16 protein-coding genes are annotated in these 25,556 nt (G+C 42.3%); 9 read left to right on the top strand and 7 right to left on the bottom strand.

Annotation, left to right across the window (positions count from 1 at the left end; genetic code table 11):
- Positions 1 to 15: 15 nt before the first annotated feature.
- The 4 genes from ACJAZP_RS00465 to ACJAZP_RS00480 all read left to right on the top strand — a co-directional run bounded on the left by ACJAZP_RS00465 (position 16) and on the right by ACJAZP_RS00480 (position 7,539).
- Positions 16 to 2,712 (top strand): bifunctional acetate--CoA ligase family protein/GNAT family N-acetyltransferase, encoded by a 2,697-nt coding sequence (locus ACJAZP_RS00465; RefSeq protein ID WP_415228760.1) that lies wholly within the window; start codon positions 16 to 18, stop codon positions 2,710 to 2,712.
- Between the two features lie 103 nt (positions 2,713 to 2,815).
- Positions 2,816 to 5,458 (top strand): aminopeptidase N, encoded by a 2,643-nt coding sequence (pepN, locus tag ACJAZP_RS00470; RefSeq protein WP_415228761.1) that lies wholly within the window; start codon positions 2,816 to 2,818, stop codon positions 5,456 to 5,458.
- Positions 5,459 to 5,607: 149 nt separating this feature from the next.
- The gene (locus ACJAZP_RS00475; protein ID WP_415228762.1) at positions 5,608 to 7,023 is read left to right on the top strand and encodes an SLC13 family permease; all 1,416 of its coding nucleotides are present in this window, start codon (positions 5,608 to 5,610) and stop codon (positions 7,021 to 7,023) included.
- A gap of 39 nt (positions 7,024 to 7,062) precedes the next feature.
- Entirely contained in the window at positions 7,063 to 7,539 is a 477-nt protein-coding gene (locus ACJAZP_RS00480; protein ID WP_415228763.1) for a response regulator, read from the top strand.
- A gap of 248 nt (positions 7,540 to 7,787) precedes the next feature.
- Here ACJAZP_RS00480 and gpmI read toward each other — a convergent pair whose 3' ends face one another.
- Positions 7,788 to 9,293 (bottom strand): 2,3-bisphosphoglycerate-independent phosphoglycerate mutase, encoded by a 1,506-nt coding sequence (gene gpmI, locus ACJAZP_RS00485; protein ID WP_415228764.1) that lies wholly within the window; start codon positions 9,291 to 9,293, stop codon positions 7,788 to 7,790.
- 444 nt (positions 9,294 to 9,737) lie between these two features.
- On the opposite strand from gpmI, the gene ACJAZP_RS00490 reads away from it, so the two are divergent.
- On the top strand, positions 9,738 to 10,622 hold the full coding sequence (locus ACJAZP_RS00490; protein ID WP_415228765.1) for a fructose bisphosphate aldolase: 885 nt from the start codon (positions 9,738 to 9,740) through the stop codon (positions 10,620 to 10,622).
- A 206-nt stretch (positions 10,623 to 10,828) separates the two neighbouring features.
- Here the strand turns inward: ACJAZP_RS00490 and cysZ are convergent, their stop codons facing one another.
- Positions 10,829 to 11,608 carry a sulfate transporter CysZ gene (cysZ, locus tag ACJAZP_RS00495; protein ID WP_415228766.1) on the bottom strand — a complete coding sequence of 260 codons (780 nt, stop codon included), beginning with the start codon at positions 11,606 to 11,608 and terminating at the stop codon, positions 10,829 to 10,831.
- 166 nt (positions 11,609 to 11,774) lie between these two features.
- On the opposite strand from cysZ, the gene zipA reads away from it, so the two are divergent.
- The 3 genes from zipA (at position 11,775) to ACJAZP_RS00510 (ending at position 15,126) form a co-directional block, all read left to right on the top strand.
- On the top strand, positions 11,775 to 12,641 hold the full coding sequence (gene zipA, locus ACJAZP_RS00500; protein WP_415228767.1) for a cell division protein ZipA: 867 nt from the start codon (positions 11,775 to 11,777) through the stop codon (positions 12,639 to 12,641).
- A 78-nt stretch (positions 12,642 to 12,719) separates the two neighbouring features.
- Entirely contained in the window at positions 12,720 to 14,726 is a 2,007-nt protein-coding gene (gene ligA, locus ACJAZP_RS00505; RefSeq protein ID WP_415228768.1) for an NAD-dependent DNA ligase LigA, read from the top strand.
- A gap of 139 nt (positions 14,727 to 14,865) precedes the next feature.
- Positions 14,866 to 15,126 (top strand): DUF5062 family protein, encoded by a 261-nt coding sequence (locus ACJAZP_RS00510; protein ID WP_415228769.1) that lies wholly within the window; start codon positions 14,866 to 14,868, stop codon positions 15,124 to 15,126.
- Between the two features lie 904 nt (positions 15,127 to 16,030).
- Here ACJAZP_RS00510 and ACJAZP_RS00515 read toward each other — a convergent pair.
- A complete protein-coding gene (locus ACJAZP_RS00515; RefSeq protein WP_415228770.1) occupies positions 16,031 to 17,386 on the bottom strand; it encodes an SLC13 family permease in 1,356 nt (451 codons plus the stop codon).
- Between the two features lie 290 nt (positions 17,387 to 17,676).
- On the opposite strand from ACJAZP_RS00515, the gene ACJAZP_RS00520 reads away from it, so the two are divergent.
- Positions 17,677 to 17,889 carry a DUF2970 domain-containing protein gene (locus ACJAZP_RS00520; RefSeq protein ID WP_415228771.1) on the top strand — a complete coding sequence of 71 codons (213 nt, stop codon included), beginning with the start codon at positions 17,677 to 17,679 and terminating at the stop codon, positions 17,887 to 17,889.
- A gap of 117 nt (positions 17,890 to 18,006) precedes the next feature.
- Here ACJAZP_RS00520 and ACJAZP_RS00525 read toward each other — a convergent pair whose 3' ends face one another.
- From ACJAZP_RS00525 to ACJAZP_RS00540, 4 genes are all read right to left on the bottom strand, one after another.
- Positions 18,007 to 19,788 carry an ABC transporter ATP-binding protein gene (locus tag ACJAZP_RS00525; RefSeq protein WP_415228772.1) on the bottom strand — a complete coding sequence of 594 codons (1,782 nt, stop codon included), beginning with the start codon at positions 19,786 to 19,788 and terminating at the stop codon, positions 18,007 to 18,009.
- The gene (locus ACJAZP_RS00530) at positions 19,785 to 21,557 is read right to left on the bottom strand and encodes an ABC transporter ATP-binding protein (protein ID WP_415228773.1); all 1,773 of its coding nucleotides are present in this window, start codon (positions 21,555 to 21,557) and stop codon (positions 19,785 to 19,787) included. The genes ACJAZP_RS00525 and ACJAZP_RS00530 overlap by 4 nt, the downstream gene beginning before the upstream one ends.
- A complete protein-coding gene (locus ACJAZP_RS00535) occupies positions 21,550 to 21,762 on the bottom strand; it encodes a hypothetical protein (RefSeq protein ID WP_415228774.1) in 213 nt (70 codons plus the stop codon). The genes ACJAZP_RS00530 and ACJAZP_RS00535 overlap by 8 nt, the downstream gene beginning before the upstream one ends.
- A 525-nt stretch (positions 21,763 to 22,287) precedes the next feature.
- Positions 22,288 to 25,446, bottom strand: a complete 3,159-nt coding sequence (locus tag ACJAZP_RS00540; RefSeq protein ID WP_415228775.1) for a glycoside hydrolase family 3 N-terminal domain-containing protein — start codon at positions 25,444 to 25,446, stop codon at positions 22,288 to 22,290.
- Between the last annotated feature and the right edge of the window lie 110 nt (positions 25,447 to 25,556).

Here is a 25,556-nt window from a genome sequence, read left to right on the forward strand (position 1 = left end):
TGAGGTTCTGTGTTCATGAGTTTATTAACCCTAAAAGGTTTTTTTAATCCAAAATCGATAGCCGTGATCGGTGCTTCGGTTATTCCTCATCGGGCCGGTTATTTAGTCATGAATAATCTATTATCAGGGGACTTTAACGGTCCTATCATGCCCGTTACCGCTAAATATTCTTCAGTGCACGGCGTGCTTGCCTATAAAAATATCGACCAGTTACCTATTACGCCTGAACTGGCGGTTATTTGCACCAATGAATCCCGTATTCCGGATATTTTACACGCTTTAGTAGAAAAGGGCTGTACAAGGGCGATTGTGGTCACCACGGTCAAAGAGCAGAAAATTGCAGAGAGCGTTTATAAAACCGCAAAAAACCTTGGCATACGGCTTTTAGGCATGAGTAGCTTGGGTATTATCAACCCCTATAATCGCTTAAATGCCAGCCTTGCTCATTGTAATGCCCTGCCGGGAAATATTGCTTTTGTTTCACAATCCGCTGCTGTTTGCACCACTATTTTAGATTGGGCAAACAGTAAAGGGATAGGTTTTTCTGCCTTTATTTCTATCGGTGATGCTCGGGATATCGGTTTTGCAGAATTATTAGATTATCTGGCGCGCGACCCTAAAACCCAGTCCGTGCTTTTGTATATCGACAGCATCTCCGATGCGCGCGCATTTTTATCCGCCGCACGGGCAATTTCACAACATAAATCCGTGGTGGTGATTAAAGCCGGGCGATCGCCTTTAGGGGCGATGGCCGCGGCGCTGCACAGCAACGGCCAATACGGGCACGACAGTGTTTATGATGCGGCCTTTAAACGTGTTGGTATGTTACGTGTTTATGATTTCCACGAGCTGTTTGCCGCGGTTGAAACCTTAGCCTACTCAAACTACCTGCACGGTGAGCGCCTCGCTATTATCACCAACGGCGGAGGCTTAGGCGTTTTAGCGGTCGATGATTTAGTGGAACAGGGGGGGCGGTTGGCCCTGCTTGACGATCAATTAATGACGCAATTAGACGGCTGCTTACCCTGTAACTGGTCGCGCAATAACCCGATAGATATGATAGGTGATGCAGATCCCAAACGTTATGCTGCGGGATTAAATATTTTAATGAACAGCGACCAGGTTGATGCGATATTAATAATGCATTCTCCCTCTGCACTGTCTGACAGTGAAGATTGCGCGCGGGCAATCATTGATGTTATTGAAAAACATCCGAACAGAAAACGGGTTAATCTTCTTACCAACTGGACAGGCGAAAATGCCGCTAAATCTGCCCGGCAATTATTTTCAAAGGCAAAAATTGCCACCTTAAGAACGCCGAAGGGTGCAATTACTGCGTTTATGCATTTAGTACAATATCGCCGTAATAAAAAATTATTAATGGAAACGCCGAGCAGTACGCCGGAAAATTTATTTTATGAGACGCTCGCTGCATCGAAATATATTAAGAGCCTGGTCGGGCCGGATTCTGCGTTGCTAAAACTCAATACTTTCCAAACAAAACCCATATTAGAAGCTTATCAGCTGCATACCATCGAAACCCTGCAAGTGGGCTCAGCGCAGGAAGCCTTAGACAAAGCAAAAATGATTGGTTTTCCGTTGGCGGTAAAAATTAACTCTCCGGATATTGCTTACAAATCCCTTGTTCATGGGGTTATCTTAAACATCAATAATTTACGTGAATTAGACGTGGCATTAAAAGCGATTAACAAACGGGTTAAAAGCTTATTACCCGAGGCACGTTTAACCGGCTTTACGCTGCAAAAAATGGTCGCCAGTGGCCTCGGCTTAGAGTTACGGGTGATGATCAAGCAAGATCCGATCTTCGGTCCTGTTATTGCTATTTCCCAGGAGAGTGATGCGCGCGATCTGCAAACTACTCTGGAAAATGCGGTTGTCGCTTTACCCCCATTAAACATGGCATTAGCACGTTATCTGATGATCCAGGGCATTAAAGAGAAAAAGATCCAGGTCAAAAAAGCCGCTCAAGATTTTGATATGGATGCGGTGTGCCTGATGCTCACTAAAATTTCCCAAATGTTAATAGATCATCGTGAAATCGACGAGTTAGATCTTAATCCGGTGCTTGTGACCGGTAAAAAGGTAATTATTTTAGACAGTCAGATGCATCTCCTGCATACCGACATAGGTACCCAGAGCAAGTTTGCTATCACACCCTATCCAAAACAGTTAGAGCAGCAGGTGCGCCTTAAAAATGGTGAACAGATATTAATTCGTCCCATTAAAGCGGAAGATGAAGCGCGCCATCAGATTTTTGATGCCGCATTAAGTGAAGAGGATCGTTATAAACGTTACTTTTCACAGCGCGGAAAAATGAGTCATGAAGAGATGGCGACCTTAACCCAGATTGATTACGAGCGGGAAATGGCCTTTATCGCGGTGCGTTTTGATGAACTTAATGAACAGGAAACCTTAGCGGTTGTTAATGCATCGGTTGATCCTGATAACATTGATGCTGAATTTGCGATGGTGGTGCGTTCCGATCTGCAGGGTTTAGGCTTAGGTCAAATATTGTTGAAAAAAATCATTGAATATCAACAAGCTAAAGGTACTACTTATTTAACCGGAATGACCATGCTGTCTAATGTTGGGATGGCCAGCCTGTCTAAAAAATTAGGGTTTAAGCTTGAAAGAGATATGGAAGAGGGGGTGATCAATATGAAATTAGCCCTGCAGAAGCCCGCCGATTGAGGTTTTTTTTGCAAGTTGGCAGATAAGCGCTTAGCATTCCTTAAATCGTCTTGTATATTAGTACGTATCCTTATGAATCCTCTACTAAAAAGAGTGCCTTAAAATGAGTCAAGTTACCTCGATTGAAGAAGTTGCAGAAAAAAATCCAAAAGAAAAATACCTTTCAGATTATCAAGTTTCGGATTATGAGATAGAGAGCATTGATCTGGACTTTGATCTTTATGACACTAATACCTTAGTCAAAGCAGTGAGTCGTGTGGTCCGTGTTGGTGAGCATGATCGCCCGCTGTTTTTATTCGGTGAACAGTTACAACTTAATATGCTGCTGGTTAATGGTATCGAGCATCATGATTATAAGCTGGTGGAAGACGGTTTAGAACTGTCTCATCTGCCGCAGACATTTACTCTGGAAATTCATACGCAATTAAACCCCCAGGCAAATACTTCTTTTTCAGGGTTGTATAAATCCGGCGGTGCATTTTGCACTCAATGTGAAGCGGAAGGTTTTAGGCGCATTACCTATTATCTCGATAGACCCGATGTAATGGCAAAATTTACCACTCGAATCAGTGCAGACAAAACCTTGTACCCTTTTCTTCTATCCAATGGTAATCGTCTTGACCAGGGGGATTTAGCCAATGGCCGTCATTGGGTCAGCTGGTCTGATCCCTTTCCAAAACCGGCTTATCTGTTTGCCGTAGTTGGCGGAAATTTTGATTGTTTAGAGGATACCTTTACCACTAAAAGTGGCCGCGAAGTGGCATTAGAGCTGTTTGTGGACAAAGGCAATCTGGACAAAACTGCCCATGCCATGATTTCACTGAAAAAAGCCATGTTATGGGATGAACAGCGTTTTAATTTAGAATACGATTTAGATATTTACATGATCGTTGCCGTAGATTTTTTCAATATGGGCGCGATGGAAAACAAAGGCTTGAATATTTTTAATTCTAAATTCGTTTTAGCTAATGCGCAAAGTGCAACGGATCAGGACTTTTTAGGGATTGAAGCGGTGATCGGTCATGAATATTTTCATAACTGGACGGGTAACCGAATTACCTGCCGCGACTGGTTTCAATTGAGCCTGAAAGAGGGATTAACCGTTTTTCGCGATCAGGAGTTCAGTTCAGACCTGGGCAGTCGCAGTGCTAATCGTATTGCTAATGTAAAAACCATGCGTAATCACCAGTTTGCTGAAGATGCCGGTCCAATGTCACATCCGATTCGCCCCGCCTCGGTGATGGAAATGAATAATTTTTATACTTTAACCGTCTATGAAAAAGGCGCTGAAGTGATCCGTATGCTGCACACTTTATTAGGTGAAACGGCATTCCAGCAGGGCATGCAGTTATACGTTGAACGCCATGACGGACAGGCCGTCACCTGTGATGATTTTATTGCCGCGATGCAGGATGCCAGTAAGATTGATTTAACCCTGTTTAAACGTTGGTATTCACAATCAGGCACACCACAAGTAAATATTAGCGATCACTTTGATCCGCTAAAAAACACTTATCAAATTACCTTCAAGCAAACAACACGGCCGACCGCAGATCAACAAATTAAACACCCGTTGCATATTCCGATTGCCATTGAATTATTGGGTAAGCAGGGTAACGTATTGAATTTCGATGGTAATAAAACTAATACCATATTGAGTTTAACCCAAAATGAGCAGACTTTTGTGTTTCAAAATATCACTGAAAAACCGGTTCCATCTTTATTCAGAGGTTTTTCAGCACCGGTAAAATACCAATACGGCTATTCGGATTTGCAGCTTTTACATCTGATGAATTTTGCCAGTGATGAATTTTCCCGCTGGGATGCAGGACAAACCTTATTTAACAAATACCTGGTTGAAAACGTACGACATCTGCACAATAACCGACTGATGCAGCTGCCGGAACTCTTTACTGATGGTTTTAAAGCGGTGCTGGTCAGTGAGCAATTAGATCCTGCTTTGATTGCCGATATGTTTGAGTTTGTTTCGGAAACCGGAGCAATGGAGTTATTTGATAAGGTTGATATTGAAGCACTGCATCAGGCGCGCGAATTTATGATCAGCCGATTAGCTGCTGCTCTGCACTCAGAATTTTTGAGTGTTTATGAAACCCATCAAGTGGCGGGCGAGTATCAGCCGGTCACCGCGAATATTGCTGACCGTAAACTGGCTAATTTGGCATTGTTATTTATTGCCAAGGCAGATTCTGCAGTCGGCAATGAACTGGTCGTCAAACAAATCAAGCAGTGCAATAATATGACCGATCATCTCGGTGCATTAATTGCGGCCAACGGTGCTTCGCTTGCATGTCGGGAAACGGTTATGCAGGATTTTGAAGCGAAGTGGTTTGAAAATGGACTAGTTATGGATAAATGGTTTGTGATTCAGGCAAGTCAAGATGAGTCTGGTGTTCTAGACAATGTAAAAAACTTGTTTAAACATCGCAGTTTTGATTTTAACAATCCGAATAGATTACGTTCTCTAGTGGGCGCTTTCGCACAAAATAATCCTTATCATTTTCATGCTAAAGACGGCAGTGGTTATCGCTTCCTAACCGAGCAGTTGATAAAATTAAATAAGCAGAACCCGCAAGTTGCTGCGCGCTTAATAACCCCGTTAATTCAATTCAAACGCCTCGATGAAAATCGCATAAATTTAATTAAAGAGCAGTTAAATCGTTTACTACAACTTGATGATTTAGCATTAGATTTATATGAAAAAGTCAGTAAAGCGTTAATGCAGTAATTTCATAAAATTTATATAACTTATTAAAGTGATCCAGTAAGCCTTTTTGCAGATACAAAAAGGCTTTTTTGATTCTAAGTGATCTGATTCACTTTTTTTTATTGTGGTTAATAGACAATCATTTTTTATCACAATAAAAAGTTACGTCTATGATAAGTAAATATTTAAAGTATCTGCTACCTGTTATCATCCCGTTAATTATTCTGATTTTGCCCAGCGATAGTTTTGGCATTGTCGGACTCACCCTGATCGAACAAAGAGTGATCGCTATTTTTGCAATGGCTGCGCTTTGTTGGGTATTAGAGCCAATCCCTATTTTCGCAACCTCAGTAGTTATTATTGTCTCCGAGTTGTTATTAGTTTCCGACAAGGGTTTATGGTTTTTTAAAACACCCAGTCCGGATTTAGGACATTTAATCAATTACAAAACCATTATGGCAACCTTTGCATCACCTATTATTATGCTCTTTTTAGGCGGGTTCTTTTTAGCAATGGCAGCCACTAAATATCGCTTAGATGTTAATTTGGCCAGAGTATTACTCAAACCCTTCGGCAGTAAACCCAAATATGTGATGCTTGGTTTAATGATGATCACGGCCGTTTTCTCCATGTTTATGAGCAATACTGCCACCACAGTGATGATGTTATCCATTTTATCACCGGTTATTGCTCTGCTGGCGACCAAAGACTTAGGTAAAGTTGCCTTCTCATTATCGGTGCCCGTCGCCGCCAATATCGGTGGTATAGGAACCCCTATTGGTACGCCGCCCAACGCCATCGCATTAAAGTATTTGGTTAATGAAAACAGTATTTCCTTTGGGCAATGGATGGTTTTTGGTGTGCCCTTTGTGGTGGTGATGTTATTTATCGCCTGGTTACTGTTAATAAAACTGTTTCCAACATCAACTGAGCACATGAATCTAAATATTAAAGGAAAATTTTTAAAAACCCCCAAAGCTATTACGGTTTATATTACCTTTATCGGTACTATTTTATTATGGTTAATGGGCGATATACACGGCATGAATGCCTATGTTGTTGCATTAATTCCAGTCGCTGTTTTTGTGATCTTTAAGATTATTACCAAAGAGGATTTAAAGCGCATCTCCTGGGATGTTTTATGGCTGGTATCAGGTGGTATTGCATTAGGTGTCGCCTTAGATGAATCGGGTCTTGCTGAGAATGCGGTTAATGCTATTCCGTTCGGCAGTCTGCATCCTCTTTTATTGATTCTTGGCGCCTCGCTATTATGTTTAACCATGGCGAATTTTATCTCCCATACGGCAGCCGCCAATTTATTATTGCCCTTGATTGCCGCATTAGCGACAACCATGCAGTCCCTATTACCCTATGGTGGTGAGGTTGTATTAATACTAGCAGTTACTTTTGCTGCCTCCTTAGGCATGTCATTGCCTATCAGCACGCCCCCCAATGCACTTGCTTACGCATCGGGAAATATTGAAACCAAGCAGATGGCAAAAATAGGCGTTATTATTGGTATTGTTGGTGTATTAGTCGCCTTTGCTATGTTATTCATTCTGAATAAAACCAATTTTATTGGCTAAGTGATTTTTTTATTAAACAATTTTATTCGAGGCAGCAAAATGGAAAAAATTAATATTATTTGTGTTGATGATGAACGTGAAGTCTTGGAATCGGTCAGTCGCGACCTCGATTATTTTAGCGATATGTTTAATATCGAAGAGTGTGAGTCTGCTTTTGAATGCCTACAGTTATTGGAAGAGTTAGATGCAAAGCAGGAATATGTTGCCTTAATTATTTCGGATCATATTATGCCGGAAAAATCAGGGGTCGAATTGTTGACTGAAGTGGCCAAGGATAATCGTTTTCTGGGAACCAAAAAATTACTGTTAACGGGTCTTGCAACCCAAGCTGATACTATTCAGGCAATCAATAATGCCAAACTTGATAACTTTTTAGAAAAAGTTTGGGATCCCAAAGAGTTAGTGCAAATGGTAAAAGAGTTAATCACGGAGTATATCGTTGAAAAAGGGATCGATTATGAGCAATACTTGGCAAAATTGGATGCACCAACCTTATACCGGTTACTCAAGCCCTGAGTTCCAGGCACTGCAGATGACACCATTAGCATTAATGGCGTCTCCGCTACTGTTAACTTACTCGTTATGATTCATCATTGATCAATTCCTGCTTATAAACATCCACCCATAAAGCCGTCGCTGCGCACACCGCCTTTGGCATGGTGATAGAGTTTAAGACCGGGACCCTGGTAAAAAACTGATCAGCATGGCAAAGGTTAAATTTTGCCTAAACATTTTCTTAAACTCAGTTTCATTTGCAGGGATATTTAAGATAACAACAAACTGCGGCCGGTCATCACCTTCGGTTTGGGTAAATCGAGTAATTCCAGGATAGTTGGTGCTACGTCAGCAAGGCTACGACCGACACCTAATCGCACATTTTTTTCTCCGATTAAGAGGCAAGGTACTGGGTAGGATGTGTGCTGGGTATGTGGTTCCCCTGTTTGTGGATCAACCATTTCATCACAATTTCCATGATCAGCCGTGAGTATTATCCGCCAGCCACGTTGTAAGGCACTTTGTATAATACGTGAGCTTTGCAGGTCAACTGTTTCGACGGCGCTGATAACTGCCGGGCGAACCGCTGTATGGCCAACCATATCGGTATTGGCAAAGTTCACTAAAACAAATTGATAGGAATCACTTTCAATGGCGGTAATCACTTCGTTAGCGACTGCCGGTGCACTCATTTCAGGTTTTAAATCGTAAGTTGCAACCGCAGGTGAAGGGATGATTTTACGGGTTTCTCCAGGGAAGGGCGGCTCGATCCCGCCGTTGAAAAAATAGGTGACATGCGGGTATTTTTCAGTTTCGGCACAATGGAACTGTTGCATGCCAGCAGCACTGATAATCTGTGCTAGCACCTGTTGTGGTAATTGCGGTTCAAATAAAATTGGAAATGGAAATTGTGCGTCGTATTCGGTCATACAAACGACAGAACGAACGCCTACTTCGGCACGGTCAAAGTCATTAAATTTCTCTAGACCGATAGCGGCAGTCAACTGACGAATACGATCGCTACGAAAATTGAAGAATAAGACTGCTTCATTATTCGCGATGCCTTTGTAATCACCGATGATAGTTGGTTGAATAAATTCATCGTTTTCATCGCGCTGGTAAGCGGCTTCTAAGGCATTGCTTGCACTATCACTTTGTAGTCCTTGACCCGTGACAATAGCAGACCAAGCCTGTTGGGTACGATCCCACTGATTGGTGCGGTCCATGGCTAAGTAGCGACCGCTTAGTGTTGCAATTTTGCCACAACCCAATTGTTGTAGCTTGTCTTCTAGTTGTTGGATATATGATAGTGCTGAACGAGGTGCTGTGTCTCGTCCGTCGCTTATCATGTGTATTACGGGTTCGACGCCTGCCTTTACTAGTAAGGGTAAAAGTCCACAGAGATGATCAATATGAGAATGCACTCCGCCATCTGACACTAAGCCCACTAAATGTAGGCGCGGTGACTGAGTGAGCATGGCTTGCCATTTGGGATTTGCGGACAGTTGATCACTGCTAATCGCGTGTGAAATACGTGGCAGTTCTTGTTTTAAAACACGACCGGACCCGAGTGTTAGATGTCCCACTTCGGAATTCCCAAACTGACCATCTGGAAGGCCAACGGCTTCTCCTGAGGCATTTAATACAGTGTGTGGCCAAGTGGAAAAATAATGGTCAAGATGGGGCGTTTTTGCTAATGCCCAGGCGTTATGAGCTCGACTGGGATTAACGCCGAGGCCGTCTAATATGATCAGTAAAACGGGTGTTTTTTTCATTATTTCTGCCTTATGTATTTTTCAAGTTTGTCTACTTATCGAATTGTTTTCAAAACTGAATACAGGAGAGGTTTATTTTATTTATGATAACCTTTATCAATAATGCGGATTTTTCTATTCCTGTCCAAATTATTTCTGGCTGAATGTTTAGCAATTTTTATTTTTATTTTATAAACATCCCCACCTAGACTATTCCAATCGTTGCTGATAGTAAATCGCTTATCAACCGGCCTGTAAATATATCGGCAACGCCCCAATAATTGTCGCTTTTAATTGTTGTTAGCATCTGTTCGGAAAGGGAAAATATAAAAAGACAGGATAAAGCTGGCGAGCTGTAAAAATGGGCTGTGCTATAAGTTTGACTTGACTATAGATAAAAATAAGCTCATTTTTAAATGATAATAATATTAACTATTATTACCATTTACTATTTGGAGGTTTTCGATGAATAACAAACAATTAGAACGAATGAGAACAGCAAAAGGTTTTATAGCTGCGCTTGATCAAAGTGGCGGCAGCACCCCTAAAGCGTTACAAGGGTATGGTATTGAAGAAAACGAATATCATTCTGAAGAAGAAATGTATGATTTAGTCCAAGCGATGAGAAGTCGAATAATACAAAGTCAATCCTTCACCTCTGAGCATATTTTAGCGGCTATCTTATTTGAAAAGACCATGGATAGAAAAATAGAAGGGTTGTATACCGGCGATTATTTATGGGATAAAAAAGGCATAGTACCCATTCTAAAAGTAGATAAAGGACTTGCAGAACTAAAAGATGGCGTTCAATTAATGAAGCCGATGCCAGATTTAGATCGTTTACTCGAAAGAGCAAAAGAGCGAAATATTTTTGGAACAAAAATGCGCTCTGTAATACATGAAGCAAATGCAGCTTCTATTAAAAAAATTGTAGAACAACAAATCGAAGTTGGTAAAAAAATAGCAGCAGCAGGGTTAGTGCCAATTCTTGAGCCCGAAGTAGATATTCATAGTAGTAGCAAAAAAGAAGCTGAACAAATGCTTATTGCTGAAATTGAAAAGCAACTATCGCAATTAGATAAATCAGTTAAAATCATGTTAAAAGTATCTATTCCAACGGTGAGTGGTGCTTATAGCGCATTAATGAATGAGACTCATATCGTTCGTATTGTGGCTTTGTCTGGTGGGTATAGTCGCCAGGAAGCTAATACATTATTAGCAAAAAATCCTAATTTAATTGCAAGCTTCTCACGTGCGCTACTTGCAGATTTATCAGCCAAACAAACGCCAGCTGAATTTGATCAATTGTTAGCAACAGCGATTAACGAAATATATAAAGCCTCAGTTTAAAGTAATAAGTTTAAAGTACTGATTTTTAAGTAATAGGGCAGGGGAGCCGAGTAAGGCTCCTGTAAATGACCGACTGATAATAAAGACGATGCTACTTTTTAACTAGGCTTATGTTGTAAGTTAAAGGGTAGTTTATGTTGACTCAACTCCTGACATTCAGATACTAAAGATGACGTCATTAGCATTAATGGCGTCATCCGCCACTATTAATTGACGTTTTGTGATTCATCATTGATGAATTCCTGTTTATAAACATCCACCCAGAAAGCCGTCGCTCCACACACCGCAATCGGCATGATGATAAAGTTTAAGACCGGGACAGTGGTAAAAAAACTCACCAGCATACCAAAAGTTAAATTTTTGCCTAAACGTTTTCTTAGTCTCTGTTTCATTGTCGCAAAGGGGACTTTATGATTATCAAAGGGGAAATCTGCATACTGTATTGCCATCATCCAACCTGCAAATACAAACCAGATAAAGGGAGCAACTATTTGTCCAAAACCCGGGATAAAAAATAATAATCCACAGAACAGCATTCTTGGCAAAAAGTAAGCTAATTTTTGTAACTCTCGTTTAAAGATACGCGGTAAATCTCTAACAATATCGGATAAGCGCGTTTCAGCTAAGGGTTGATTGGTTAATATTATTTCGGTTTTTTCTGCCAATAAACCGTTAAAAGGGGCGGCGATTAAATTAGCGATAGCAGAAAATATAAAGGTAAAGGCGAATAAAATGGAAAGCACTATAATTGGCCATAAAATATAATTTAACCAACTTAAAAATTCCGGTAAGCCTGCCATGTAACTGTCTATCCATTGTGTTATTGAACTGAACAGAAACCAAAAGGCACCGGCAAAAATGAGTATATTAATCATTAGGGGGATCAATACAAAAAAACGCAATTTAGGGTGACTGAGAAGTTTTGCACCTTTAAGGAGATAACCTACACCGGAAAGGGGCTGTCTTATGAGTTGGTTTTGTAGCATAATTTACTCTTTAAATTTATCAAGAACAGGATTCTAACGAAAAAGTTGGGCTTTGTATAAAGGTCTAACAGTTTTAGAAAAAAATACAGGCAAAATGTAGACGCTTTCCTTTAATCAAGGTATTTTAATACTCATCTAACTATATTTTAAATTAAGAGAATTTATCATGCAGCATTTTCAATCTATTCTTATTTTTATCGGGTTACTTGCCATTGGCGCAGTATTAATTCATGGTTATTTAATCAATCGTAAAGAAAAAAAAGTGCTGTTTGAAAATAAAATAACCACTGATATTTTTTCTGAAAAAGAGAGTGTGGGGCCCGTTCAAGAGGGCATTATTGATGATTTGGCCTTCAGCCATTCGAGTGACGAGGACGATCAAGAGCAGATTGATTTTTCAACGTCAGAAGAAGATGATCTTGAACCCCTGCATTTTAGTGAACAAGAGAAAGGCGAAGAGAACAAAAAGGTTGATTTTTCTGATTCCGATGTACACGATTCTGAGCAAGAATTTTCTTTAAATACCGATGACACAGATGAACAGCAAACTCGGGAAAATAATTTCGAGTTATTTGCGGATGATCAAAAACCGGCAACCGTTAATGAAGCGCCAATCAATGAGCCGCAGGATGTATTTATTTTTAACGTTGTTGCAAAAGAGGGAACTAAAATACTCGGCCATGAGTTACTGCAGTTTTTTGTAACCTCCGGATTCCGTTTTGGTGAGCGCTCTGTTTTTCACCGCCATTTACATTCCGACGGCGCCGGACCGATTTTATTCAGTATCGCTAATATGGTGGAGCCGGGTATATTTGAGCCGGAACGGATGGCGCGAACTCCCTGTGAAGGCCTGTCATTTTTTGTTGTGGCGCCAAATCCGGAGATTAATATTAAAGCCGCCTTCGATATGATGCTGACCGCAGTACAGCAGATGACTGAAGAATTTGACTGTGTTGTATTAAATGCACAACGAGAGCCGCTAACCGAACAGCAATTTAGAGATGACCACCAACGGTTAATGCGTTATGCCTGAGTGACAGTAAATTGCTATAAAAAATAAATGCAAAATAAAACCTCGAGCAGCGAGGTTTTTTTATAAAAAAAATATGGTATGGATATGAGTATAGATAAAGAGATTCAAGGATTAACGGCCTTATTAGAAGAATATAATTATCAGTATTATGTGCTTGATAATCCCAGTGTGCCGGACAGTGAATATGATCGGGTTTTTCAGCAATTACAGACCTTGGAAAAAGCGCACCCAGAATATTTAAATCCCAATTCACCGACCCAAAAAGTCGGTGGTTTAGCGTTAAGTAAATTTGAACAGGTTAAACATCAATTACCCATGCTCAGTTTGGATAATGTGTTTAACGAACAAGCTTTATCTGACTTTATCCAGCGAGTGATCGACAGATCAGATGCACAAACCGCTTTCTGTATCGAGCCCAAATTAGATGGTTTAGCCGCGAGTCTCATTTATGAAAATGGTTTATTAGTGCAGGCGGCAACACGCGGCGACGGGCAGACCGGAGAGAAAGTCACTGAAAATGTCAAAACCATTGCCAATGTGCCGCTTAAACTGCGTGGCGAGAATGTACCTGCTTTGTTAGAGGTACGCGGTGAAGTATTTATGCCTAAAATCGGTTTTAATAAACTCAATGACGGCTTGATTAAAGCGGGTGAAAAACCCTTTGTTAATCCGCGTAATGCCGCTGCGGGCAGTTTACGTCAGCTAGACTCTAAGATAGCAGCGAGCCGTCCTTTGGCTTTTTATTGTTATAGCGTAGGGGTTTTCGACGGGGAGTTAGCGGACAGCCAGTTTGAGCGTATGCACCAGTTAAAAGGATGGGGGTTGCCCATTTCCGCTGAAATTAAACGTATTATCGGTAAAGAAAATTGCCAGGCTTTTTATGAAAAAATGCAGTTAAATCGGCCAAACTTGGCCTATGAAATTGATGGTGTTGTTTATAAAGTTGACGATATTAATTTACAGGAAAGTTTAGGTTTTGTAGCACGGGCGCCGCGTTGGGCGACGGCCTATAAATTTCCCGCGGAAGAAGCTGTTACCGTGGTTGAAAATGTGGAATTCCAAGTTGGGCGCACCGGGGCAATTACCCCCGTGGCAAAACTTAAACCGGTCTTTGTGGGCGGGGTGACTGTTTCAAATGCGACCCTGCATAATAAAGATGAAATTGAACGTTTAGGTATTCTAATTGGCGATCAGGTTGTGGTGCGTCGTGCAGGTGACGTTATTCCGCAGGTTGCGCGTGTTTTATTGGATAAACGCGACCCTGATACGACCCGCGAAATCGTCTTTCCAAGCGTTTGCCCTGTTTGTCAAAGCCGTGTTGAGCGTATCGAAGGGGAGGCAACTATTCGCTGTAGTGGCGGATTATATTGTCCGGCGCAGTGCAAAGAAGCCATTAAACATTTTGCTTCGCGTAAAGCCTTGGATATTGACGGCTTAGGAAATAAGATTGTTGAGCTGCTAGTGGATCATAATATGATCAAACACCCGTCGGATTTATTCAGTCTGAGTAGCGATCAACTTGCCTCTTTACCGAGAATGGGCGCGGTATCGGCGAAGAAATTAATTAACAGCTTACAAATCAGTAAACAGACAACGCTTGCCCGTTTCCTTTACTCTTTGGGCATTCGCGAAGTGGGTGAAGCGACCGCAAATAATTTGGCAAATTATTACAAAAGCATTGAAGCGGTTAAAAATGCGGGCATAGAAGATCTTAAAGCGGTCGCAGATGTCGGTGAAATTGTCGCTAAACATATCTATTATTTTTTCCGTCAGGAACACAATATAGAAGTACTGACTAAATTAATGGATGCCGGCATTCACTGGCCTGAAATAAAAGCCGTTGAGCAGGACACACAACCCTTAACAGGACAAACCTTCGTGATCACCGGCTCATTTGGCAATATGTCGCGCACTGATATTAAAAATGCATTACAGGCGTTAGGCGCCAAGGTTGCCGGCAGCGTTTCTAAAAATACAAATACCGTTGTGGCGGGTGAAGCAGCCGGTTCTAAACTTGTTAAAGCGCAGGAGCTTGGTATTAATATTATGGACGAAGCAGCTTTATTAACTATGCTTGAAAAATAAAGGCTCGAAACTCGAAAGCTCGAAGCTAGAAGTATCTTCTGCATTTTTAACTTGGAGGATATAATGGCAGCATAAATCACGGTTTATTGTTTTAAAAATTTATAAACTTGTTATGAGTATTAACCATATTGGGTAACTGATGAAAAAAATAAAAAATGAATCACAATTATTACAACATGCTATTAAGTTAGGTTCCACATACGCATTAAAACGGGGTTATGTTGGAATAGATGAAACAACTTCTGCCAAGGATAAACAGGAGTGCATCTACCGTTTGTTAGTACAAGATAAATTGGTTTCAGCGCTCCCTAAAGATCAGGAAACATCGGCTAATATTCGCCATAAATTAGTTATTTGGATCACTAAACATCTGCCGCCGGATCACTCATTACTGAAATAAAAAGTAGAAAATAGAAAGCAATCAATTAAAAACGGGAACCTTTAATAGGGTTCCCTTTTTTATTGCAGTGACGGGTTGTCTCATAACACTAAAGAGCTAGCGCTTGTGAGCTTTTGGTTTAACTTTCATTGTTGGTATTCCGCCCTTGACGGCGTGTTACTTTTCTCTCAGCAGCAAGAGAAAAGTAACCAAAAGAGTGCCGTCCGAGACGTTTTTTATTCTTGTGCTGCCCAACCACATTTTTACTCGTTCCCACGCTCCGCGTGGTAATGTCAATACCGCACTGGTTATTTGTGTGCCTTCGCTTGTGAGCTTTTGGTTTACTCGTTCCCACGCTCCGCGTGGGAATGTAAATACCGCACTGGTAATTTGCAAGCCTTCGCTTGTGAGCTTTTGGTTTAACTATCATTGTTGGTCTTCCGCCCTTGACGGCGTGTAGACGATGAGAAACCGAAACGCAGTTTCGCAGTTCGAGGGAGTCATGCTCTCTCAACAGCAAGAGAAAAGTAACCAAAAGAGTGCCGTCCGAGACGTTTTTTTATCTTGATAAATAAATTCCTTTTTAACGCACCGGCTTGGACAGCACATCCATGTGCAGAGCCAAGCCTAGTGGAAACTTCCTGTTTCCTCTTGCTAAAGGAATTGATTAATCAAGAAAAACGTACGGAAATTGCCTATCCGTATTGGTTTGGTGTTTTAGAAACGAAAGCTTTGGTTGTCCCATTTTTTTGTTAATAAAGTAATCATAAGCTTTAATGCTATTGGTATTATGTTATCGGTAGGGTGCATTTCATGCACCGCAAGTCGCGGCGATCAGTGCACGGAGCACACCCTACGTAAAGAGTAGGCGAACAACTTGCGTTTTCTACAACCTGCTTAATAACCCATCAAAATATTCACTTACTTAAAAATTAAGAAAATAATCCCAATAGGTAGAGGCAATGGCAAAGACCATTAGTATAGAAAAAAGATTTAATAAAAAACCATAGCGGATCATACTTTTCACCTCAACGGCCGCGCAGCTCATTGCAATCGCGTTTGGCGGTGTTGCTATGGGCAGCATAAAAGCGTAACTGGCACAGACGGTGGCAACCATCATCAACAATCTTGTATCCAAACCATTTTGTTCACCAAGGGCGTAAATTACCGGCAAGATCATTGAAATAAGCGCTGTATTGCTGGTTATTTCGGTTGAGAACGTCACCAGAGCGGCAATTAATAGAATCAATAACGGGATCGGTAATTGGCTAAAGTTCTGCAGGAAAGTCGCTAATTCAACCGCTAAACCCGAGCTTGTAAAAACGTGCGCAATAGAAAACCCTGCACCAAATAAAAATAAGATTTCAAAGGGAATTTTTTTGCTATCGGACCAATTTAGGATATTGATAGGTGGTAAAAATAAGACTAATCCCGCGCATAATAAAATTCCTTTTTCGTTTAAGCCCAATCCCCCATAGTAGGGCTGTATTGGCGAGTTAATAAAAAGCAGTAAGATCAGCATCACTAATATCCCGGTTACTTTTTTTTGCGCGGTGCTTAGTTTTGTACTTAGCTGTGAGGGTTGTTTAATTATCTGTTTGTTTTTTGTTCCCCAGGAAAGTATCCACCCAAGAAATAAAAACAGAATTAATGCTAATGGTAAAACCAGCAAAACCCATTGTATAAAAGGAATACTTGGTAAATCTAACTGGTCCAGCAAACCGTATAAAATCAGATTGGGTGGAGTGCCGATAGGGGTGATAATACCGCCAATACTTGCTCCGTAACAGATGGCCAGAGCGAAGCGTTTTTTCAGAGCATCATCATCAGATAAAAACAGTGCTAAGGGAATTAACAATAAGCAGCTGGTAGTATTAGAAAGAAACGCGCTAAGACTGCCTGCGGTTAGTGCGAGGGCGTAAATCATACCTGTGATTGTATTTGGGAAAAAATCTAAAATTTTATTGGCAATGACTTTATGGAGCTCGGTTTTTTCCACCGCAATCGCCAGTAAAAAACCGCCAATAAACAGAAAAATTATGGAGTTACTGTAATTGCTGGTGACGTCATTGGTGGGTAACAGACCAAACATAGGAAACAAAAGGATTGGCAGTAATGAAACAACACCCAGCGGCAAGCCGTTATTGCTCCATAAAATAACCAGCAAACAGATTAATGCCAGGGTGATTGCCTGCGCGGATACAAGCCAAATAACGGCGATAAAATAAACCGGCAGCGCGCACCCGATTGCTAATAAAATTTTACTGATATTACTATCCATATTGGGCATCCAATAGTGAAATATCTACCTATAACTTTAGTATCAATATCAGATTTTATTAGCAAGGATCTTAACAATGATTCTCTGTGAAAGGACAAAAAGAGAAGACGTCCATTATAAAACTGTGGGTATGCAAATAGCTGAAATATAAAATATGAGCTAGAGTCTATTTTATGAAAAATGATGTTTATTCTACTCATCGAAGAGATTTTTTAACTCATCGCCTTGTAAAATATCGAAGGCTAACAGTGTTCGAATATGTTTTTTAGTGATTCCGAAAAGGATAAATTGTGCAGGACAAAGCTGATAAAAAAAAGTCGCCCTCGATCATCAAGGTTGTATTCAGTGTTATCGCGGCAGCATTTGGCGTGCAGAGCAGTAAAAACAGTGAGCGGGACTTTACCACAGGTAACGTACTCGTCTTTATTGCCGTGGCTATCTTATTCACGTTTCTTTTTGTTATGACGATTATCGGTGTTGTGAGCTTGGTGCTGGGAACCTGACCGGGAATAAAGCCGATAGAAATCATCTAGTCGTATAGGTTTTGATGGCAGCCGAGCTCAGGAAGCCTGAACTCAATCCTTTAACAATAGTAATAACCCCTCCAGCTATTCCCGCAATCAGGCCTGCTTGGTCAATGTTGGACCCTCGTTGACTTCAGTATTGAGTAAGCGGGAGTAAACGCCGTTGATCGCCAGCAACTGCTGATGGTTGCCTTGTTCGACAATCTTGCCGTGGTTAAGCACCAGAATTTGATCCGAGTCGCGAATGGTACTCAGGCGGTGAGCAATAGCGATAACGGTTTTTTCCTTAAACAACCGTTCGATAGCCTTTTGGATCAGATTTTCGGTAACGGAATCCACCGAACTGGTGGCCTCATCCAAGATCATTACCTGTCCACCCTGAGCGACTGCCCGGGCAAAGGAGATCAATTGCGCCTGACCCGCCGACAAATTACTGCCGCTTTTTTTGAGCTCAAACTGGTACTGGTCCGGCAGTCCTAGAATAAAGTCGTGGGCATAAACGTATTTTGCGGCATTCACCACATCTTGCTCACTGATATGTGCGACGCCAAGGGAAATATTAAAATGGATATTCTTCTCAAACAGAAACACATCCTGCTGCATCAGCGAAAACAGATGCAGCATTGAATCTTTAGGAATACTCGACAGCTCAATACCGTTAAGAAGAATGCTGCCTTCATAGTCCATGTAGTTTTTACTCATGATGCGGATGATGGTCGATTTGCCGGACCCGGTGGTGCCAACCAGCGCCAACTGCTCACCCTTTTTAAGGGTAAAGGAGAGGTCATCCAACACATATGGGCCTTTACCGCCGTATTGGAAACGCACATTTTTGAACTGCAGAGATTCAAAATGCGCAAGCTTGTCTCGTAGCGCATCTGCAGGCAAAAGCGTTCGACCGTGTTCTTCAAGGTCTTCCACAAAAAGCTCTTCAATGTGCTCAAAGGCCGCAAAAGAACGCTGAATAGAGGCTATCTGCGAGGTGAAATCCCGCAGCGGCACGAATACTTTTTCCAACGTATTGATGAAGGCTATTAATACGCCAAGGCTGACAAAGCCCGCGAGCACTTCGCTGGCGCCATACCAAATAATCAGTCCGATGGTGATGCTGGTGATCCCGGTTATAATCGAAAACAGAGTGGCATCGTATTTATTGGTTTTTAACTGCGCCCGCAGGAACTCGTCGGTGTAACCCTGATACTTAGCTTCCACTTCCTCTTCGGCGCCATACAACTGCACGGTTTTCACCCCAAGCAGACACTCCTGCAAAAAGCCTGTGCCCTTGGCCAAAGACGAACGCGTAATGCTATACATGGCGCGCAGGCGATTGCGCACATACTGGGTGAGCAGCAATACCGGCGGAAACACCAGCAACACCAATAGGGCTAATTCCCAGTTGATGAAAAACATAAAGCCCAGCACCGCCAAAGTGTTGATTGAGTCCTTAACCAAGTTCAGCACGCCGAGTACGAAGGATTCACCGATCGCTTCAAGATCGCTGGTCAAACGCGACAAGGTCACACCCGTGGGGGTTTTATCAAAATAAGTGCGAGGCAGTTTTAAAATGCGCGCAAACAGGGCCATACGTATATCAAAAACAGCTTTTTGCCCGGTCAAACGAAAGCAGTAGGTGTAGATGCCATCGGCAATATAATTGACCATCAAGACCACCAACATAATGACGATCAGGAACATCAACCCTTCGTATTTACCGGGCGTGAGGTGCTTATCTATTACTTGAATCACCAACCAGGGAAACAATACGTTGGCGACCACGGATATCGGCATCATCAATAAACCGATCATAGCGGTGTTTTTGTAGCGCGAAGCGTAGTGATAAAAATGTTTTAGGTACTTAAGATCCAAAGATTTAATCATGCGGCCTCCGTCTCATGTTGCTGTAATTCCCAGGTCTTTCGATAATAACCGGACGACTCAAGCAGTTCGGCGTGGGTGCCGCGGGCGATGATTTTACCCTCTTCCAGCACCAGAATTTTATCCATGTATTCCAGCGCGCTGACCCGGTGAGAAACCACCAACAGACTCTGCTCCTTAATGCGATTAAATACCCCTTTTAAAATGGTGCGTTCGGTTTCGTAATCCACGGCCGACAACACATTGTCCATAATGATAAGGTCGCTGGGTGTGAGCAGGGCACGGGCGATACTCAGGCGCTGCTTTTGTCCGCCGGAGAGCATAATACCTTTTTCACCCACCAGAGTTTGGTCACCGGCAGCAAACCGCTGTACATCTTCGCTTAACTGGCTGAGCTCAAGCACCTGCTCCAGGTCGAGCTCAGCGGTTGCATTCTTGTGTTGCTTGGCGCCAAATTTAATATTCTCAGCAATCGTATCGGAAAACAGAAAAGGGTCCTGAGTAATGGTGCGTATATAGCTGCGCCAATCCTGACGTGAGACTTGAGTAATATCTTGGTCACCCCAAAAAATTTGCCCGGGTTCAAGGGATAAATGATGATTCAAACAATTCACCAGCGTACTTTTACCCGATCCAATACTTCCCAAAATACCGACTTTCTCGCCTGGTTCAATGGAAAAACTGAGGTTTTTCAGCACCTCGGTGTTTTCTCCCGTTGCGCTTGGGTAACGATAACTGAGGTTTTGCACTAACAGCCTTGATCCGTGCAGAGAGGATTTTTGATCAATGTTCATTCTCAACAGATCCGTCTTTGGCACCGCGCTATTGAGAATATGCTGCACACTCTCAATACTGATCAGGCCTATTTGATAAACCGTGACAATTCGCCCGAGGTGCATCAGCGGTATCGCCAGCAGTACGGAGTAGGATAAAAAGGCAGTAATCTCACCAATCGACAGTTTTGCCTGCAAAAGATAATAACCGCCCAGCCCCAAAATCAGCACTTTCATAAAATGGTTGGCGTAATCGAGAATAGGCATGAAGATGGTTTGGATTTTAGCTATTTTCATGGTGCATTCAAAGAGACGGCGATTGACCTCATTGAGTTCGCTGCTCACCCAATCTCCCATCTGCTGATTTTTAATCAAATCGATTCCGCCCAGATAGTTCATCAACTGCTCGGACAAATCCTGCAAACGGGTCAATCTCTCTGCCTGTAAAGCGCGTAATCGTCTGAAACCAATGCGGAAAATAATAGAGGCAATAATGATCGGAACCACCGAGTAGAGGGTTAATTTCGGAGAGATTTTCCACATCCAAATCGGCGTAAGAGACAGCGCAAACAAAATATTAAACAGCTGTAAAAAACCAATACCGTAAAACAGGCGAATACCATTGAGATCATTATTGATAATGGAGATCAGTTTGCCCGACGCAAATTGTTCGTGAAAGGTTGAAGGAAGACGGTTTAAACGCTGAAAAATATCATTTTTTAGTGTCGCTTCCGTAATTCGTCCCGGGTTTAAGGCATACACACGGGAAAGAATACGGATCACCACCATCACCAGCGACAGCGCAATCACCCACAGCACGTTTTCAACCAGCCCCTCTTTTGACGCCAGTGTTGATTCGTTCAGTAAATCAACGGCAAGCTGAATGTAGCGTGGAATTTCCACTTGCAGGTAATTGACCACAAAAATGCACACAATCGCAAACAAATAAGAAAATTTGTTTAACAGGAAATAGTGCTTTATAAATTTATATTTAGTCATCGCTTGCAGAGCCCTTATTAGAGATCGATGGATGCTGCGCAAGGCAGGCGTCGATAATCAACTGTCTTGGGTCTCCTTGTTCACTCAATTGCTCAAGCAACCATTCAGGCAGGCGAATAGGTTGTGTTTTCACGCCGGGCTTGCGACCGCAGCCGCTGCGTTTTCCGCCGTGATCACAGCAAGCTTGATTGGACTTCTGGGGCATTTTGACTCGCTTCAGAAAAGAATAGGGATGAGAAAGGTTGATAAGTGTACGCTTATCAAGTGGTGTTTACTAGCCCTGTTTGTAATGAAAGTCTCGCAGCGGGGATTGGCAATCGGAAAGCTTTGGCTGTCCCATCTTTTTGCTTGCCATCTTTTTGAAGGGTGTGAGTGTCTTGTTAAATTAATATTGTTAAATTGTCTTGAAATCGCTCTCGTATTAGCTTTTTATCAAAAAACATTAGATAAAAGAGGTGATAACGGTCCGCCTTACTGCACGCCCTTATCGGATGGAAAGCAAAGACCTGTTTCAGCATCAGCAATGCCGGCCCTTAAGAAGATAATTTCCAGTGATAAAGGGGACAGATCGAAATTTTGGAGTGTTCTAGAAGATGCAAAAAAAGAGTCGCACATACTTTTTGCTGACAGGCAAAATGCACGTAGGACTCCTTTATCTTACTTTTTATTTTTGTGCCACTGGCTCTATGCTGTCTGGCAAAGAGCTAGTTCGAAGCAGTTGCGTACGCAATCACTTGGTAAGGCGTATGTTGTCCACATAGATGCTAGTAGAGCCTTCAACACTGCCGGTTGTTTCAAGCACCAGAATATCCACTATGCTGCTGATATCCATCGATGAACCTGGACTAAAGCGGTTCTCACTCGCAATGAGCGTTTGAATTGGCACTTCTACTGCTACCCATGTATCAAGCGTAGGCGTTCCGCCAATGAGATCAGCGAACAATGAGATATCACTCAAGTTTGGCCAGTCAGTTGCCATTTTCACTATTACGTCAGAGCCAGCTTCAATTGCGCTGAAGTACACGTCAAATTGTAACTTGGCGGTCGTGACATCGTACGCAGAAAGGTCAGCAGGTAAGCCATCTTTGTGGAAAGCGACATTGCTTTCTGGGTTAAGTGTTGCGCTAAATATCATGTTACCTGTGCCGTCGTCAATGATAGCTCCGGTATCGTTCTGGTAATTCGTCAAGCTATATCCGGCACTCATTGCATCGTCGAATATTACCACTTCGGACGCATCGATCACATCAGCTTGTGCACCAAATGCATCACAGTTTGGCTCTGCATCTGCTGTGTCAGGCATCCAACGGATATTTTCTAGCGATATAGCCAAAGGATCTTCGGCATAAATCAAGAAGGGGACATTGACGTTGGTGATATCTAAATCAGTAAAACATTGCAATGGAATACTTACCTCATGCCAATCGGAGTCAGTAAATGAGCTCAAAAGGCTGGTAATGTCCAGTGGGCTAACGCATGGATATACACAATGCGTTTGCAATGAGACAACTTGATCTGCAGTTGCAGGAGTGTTCACTTTAACATTAAACATTAATGAGGTGTTTGAGTTAAGGTAATCAGAACGATCTGCCCCCAACCCATCACTCGTTTGAAAGTAAAGTTGACCGCCTCCTAATTCCCAAGTCACGTCTAATGCGCTGTACTGGCTTTCACCGTTAACGATATTAACATTTAATACAGCGCCGTCTGAGATGGTTGTTTCATTGGGATCGATACTAATGTCTTGATCCCAATTGCTACCAGATCCTACCTTCGCAATGAAGCCACTCGCATTGTCACCGTTTTCAAAGACCGGTAGCGGTGTATTAGTTGTACCTGTTCCTGCTTGAGGCACATCACAACCTGTGCTTGATTCTGCTTCATCTAATGAATCGCTTAAAAGATCCTGATCGGTCGTTAATAAACCAAAACCGTAAGCAAACAATGGAGCATAGTTTTCATCTCCAATATTTAACGATGTTTGGCAATCTGTTGCCGGCCAGCTGTAAGATAATTTCCCAACAAATGGATAATCACCAAACAATACATCGGCAACACCAGAGCCTTCTGAGCCTGGTAGCCAAGCTGCAATAAACACGTCAGATTTATTGAGCTGTTTATTCATCCACAATGGGCGTCCACCAACATAAAGCGTCACAATCGGCGTCATAGATACATTAGCTGAAACTGTGTTTAATACCTCATAACCTATGCTCTTTGGCAAGGTATCGAAACCTAGTGTTCTAAATTTAGAAATGTCACCTTGACCTTCCGCGTAGGGGGTTTCACCAAGGGCGACGATAATAACATCATAAGAGACGTCATCAGCAAGAGATCCGTCTGCACTATAGTCAACCGTGCCGCCTGCAGCAGAAACTGCCGCTCTAATGCCGTCTAAAATCGTATTACCGTTAGGAAATTCATCGTTAGTGTTACCCGTGCCTTGCCAACTTAAAGTCCACCCGCCAGTCTGCAGTTCCATGCTATCTGCGGACACTCCGGTCACCAATATTTTAGATGCAGGATTAAGTGGCAATACAGATTTTTCAGCAACTTTTTTATTTTTTAACAATACTAATGATTTACGAACAGCTTCACGTGCAATTGCGCGATGAGCTGTTGATGCGAGCACTGTACTATCTCCTGCGAGTTGGCGCTCAGATGGTCTAGGGTGGCTAAACATACCCGCACGCATTTTGACTCGTAAAATACGAGTCACTGCATCGTCAATCCGCTGTGCTGAAATTTCACCGGCTTTAACTTGAGCAATGGTGTTTGTGATAAACGCTTTCCAATCGTTTGGTACCATGATCATATCTACGCCAGCGTTAATCGCTTGAGCACAACTGGAATTATCACAGCCATCCACTTGACCAATGCCGTCCCAATCAGAAATAACGAAACCGTCAAAACCCATTTTTTCTTTAAGTACAGTAGTAAGTAAATACTCATGACCATGTAGTTTTGAGCCTTGCCAGCTGTTGAATGATGCCATCACAGTTTGCGCACCCGCCTGTAAAGCGGAGTAATATCCTTGAGCATGGATATTTATCATCTGCTCTTCAGTTGAACTATTATTACCCTGGTCTGCACCAAGTTCAGTACCGCCGTCGCCGATATAATGTTTAGCTGTTGCGACTACGTTGGCTTGGGTAAATTCTCCCTGCAAACCTTCGACCATCGCGCCGCCAAAGTTAAAAACAATTTCAGGGTTTTCTGAATAACCCTCATAAGTTCGACCCCAACGATCATCACGAACAACGGCTAATGTGGGTGCAAAGGTCCAATCAACACCAGTAGCAGCAACCTCTGCCGCGGTTGCTGCACCAATACGGCGAATAAGGTCAGTATCGTTGCCTGCACCCAATCCAATGTTATGCGGGAAAATAGTCGCGCCATACACATTACTGTGACCGTGCACCGCATCAGTTCCCCAGATCAACGGTATTGCTTCATAGCCGTCATCACCGTTCATTGATGCAACCCAGTAGTCATCCGCTAGTGTTACCCAATCTGATAAAGAGGCCTGTTTATCATTATTTGGCCATGAACCACCGCCATTAAGCACAGATCCCAAGTGATAAGTGATGACATCTTCTGGTGTCGCTTGTTTAATCTCAGGTTGCGTCATTTGACCAATTTTTTCAGCTAACGTCATGCTGTCTACAAGCACTTGTACTTTAGTTTCAATTTGTTCGTCTAAGGCAATCTTACTGGTAATGGCTGGCCATTCAGTGCGGTCTGTTTTATAGGTGATTGGTGAGTTTGATTGTGCGACAGGCTCGGTGTAAGAAGAATCATAATTGCAACCGACCAGGGTGGTAGCAGCTAATGGTAATAACATAAACAACGGAGTCATTAACCTCCGGTGCATTTTTTTTGTTTCCATGATTAAAATCCTTAATATTGATGTTTTTTGGGTTTGTTTCTTTGCAGGTTCCTAACCTTAAAGAAAGCGCTTTCAAAATCAAGGTGGATGAGCGTTTTTGTTAACAAAGA

The organism is Psychromonas sp. (assembly GCF_047632955.1).
Lineage (GTDB): Bacteria > Pseudomonadota > Gammaproteobacteria > Enterobacterales > Psychromonadaceae > Psychromonas.

Coding starts and splice junctions, on each gene's coding strand:
- zipA (WP_415228767.1), top strand. CDS start 11,775: ATGCAGCATTTTCAATCTATTCTTATTTTTATCGGGTTACTTGCCATT.
- ACJAZP_RS00515 (WP_415228770.1), bottom strand. CDS start 17,386: ATGGATAGTAATATCAGTAAAATTTTATTAGCAATCGGGTGCGCGCTG.
- ligA (WP_415228768.1), top strand. CDS start 12,720: ATGGATATGAGTATAGATAAAGAGATTCAAGGATTAACGGCCTTATTA.
- ACJAZP_RS00530 (WP_415228773.1), bottom strand. CDS start 21,557: ATGACTAAATATAAATTTATAAAGCACTATTTCCTGTTAAACAAATTT.
- ACJAZP_RS00535 (WP_415228774.1), bottom strand. CDS start 21,762: ATGCCCCAGAAGTCCAATCAAGCTTGCTGTGATCACGGCGGAAAACGC.
- ACJAZP_RS00490 (WP_415228765.1), top strand. CDS start 9,738: ATGAATAACAAACAATTAGAACGAATGAGAACAGCAAAAGGTTTTATA.
- cysZ (WP_415228766.1), bottom strand. CDS start 11,608: ATGCTACAAAACCAACTCATAAGACAGCCCCTTTCCGGTGTAGGTTAT.
- ACJAZP_RS00510 (WP_415228769.1), top strand. CDS start 14,866: ATGAAAAAAATAAAAAATGAATCACAATTATTACAACATGCTATTAAG.
- ACJAZP_RS00540 (WP_415228775.1), bottom strand. CDS start 25,446: ATGGAAACAAAAAAAATGCACCGGAGGTTAATGACTCCGTTGTTTATG.
- pepN (WP_415228761.1), top strand. CDS start 2,816: ATGAGTCAAGTTACCTCGATTGAAGAAGTTGCAGAAAAAAATCCAAAA.
- ACJAZP_RS00480 (WP_415228763.1), top strand. CDS start 7,063: ATGGAAAAAATTAATATTATTTGTGTTGATGATGAACGTGAAGTCTTG.
- ACJAZP_RS00465 (WP_415228760.1), top strand. CDS start 16: ATGAGTTTATTAACCCTAAAAGGTTTTTTTAATCCAAAATCGATAGCC.
- ACJAZP_RS00475 (WP_415228762.1), top strand. CDS start 5,608: ATGATAAGTAAATATTTAAAGTATCTGCTACCTGTTATCATCCCGTTA.
- gpmI (WP_415228764.1), bottom strand. CDS start 9,293: ATGAAAAAAACACCCGTTTTACTGATCATATTAGACGGCCTCGGCGTT.
- ACJAZP_RS00525 (WP_415228772.1), bottom strand. CDS start 19,788: ATGATTAAATCTTTGGATCTTAAGTACCTAAAACATTTTTATCACTAC.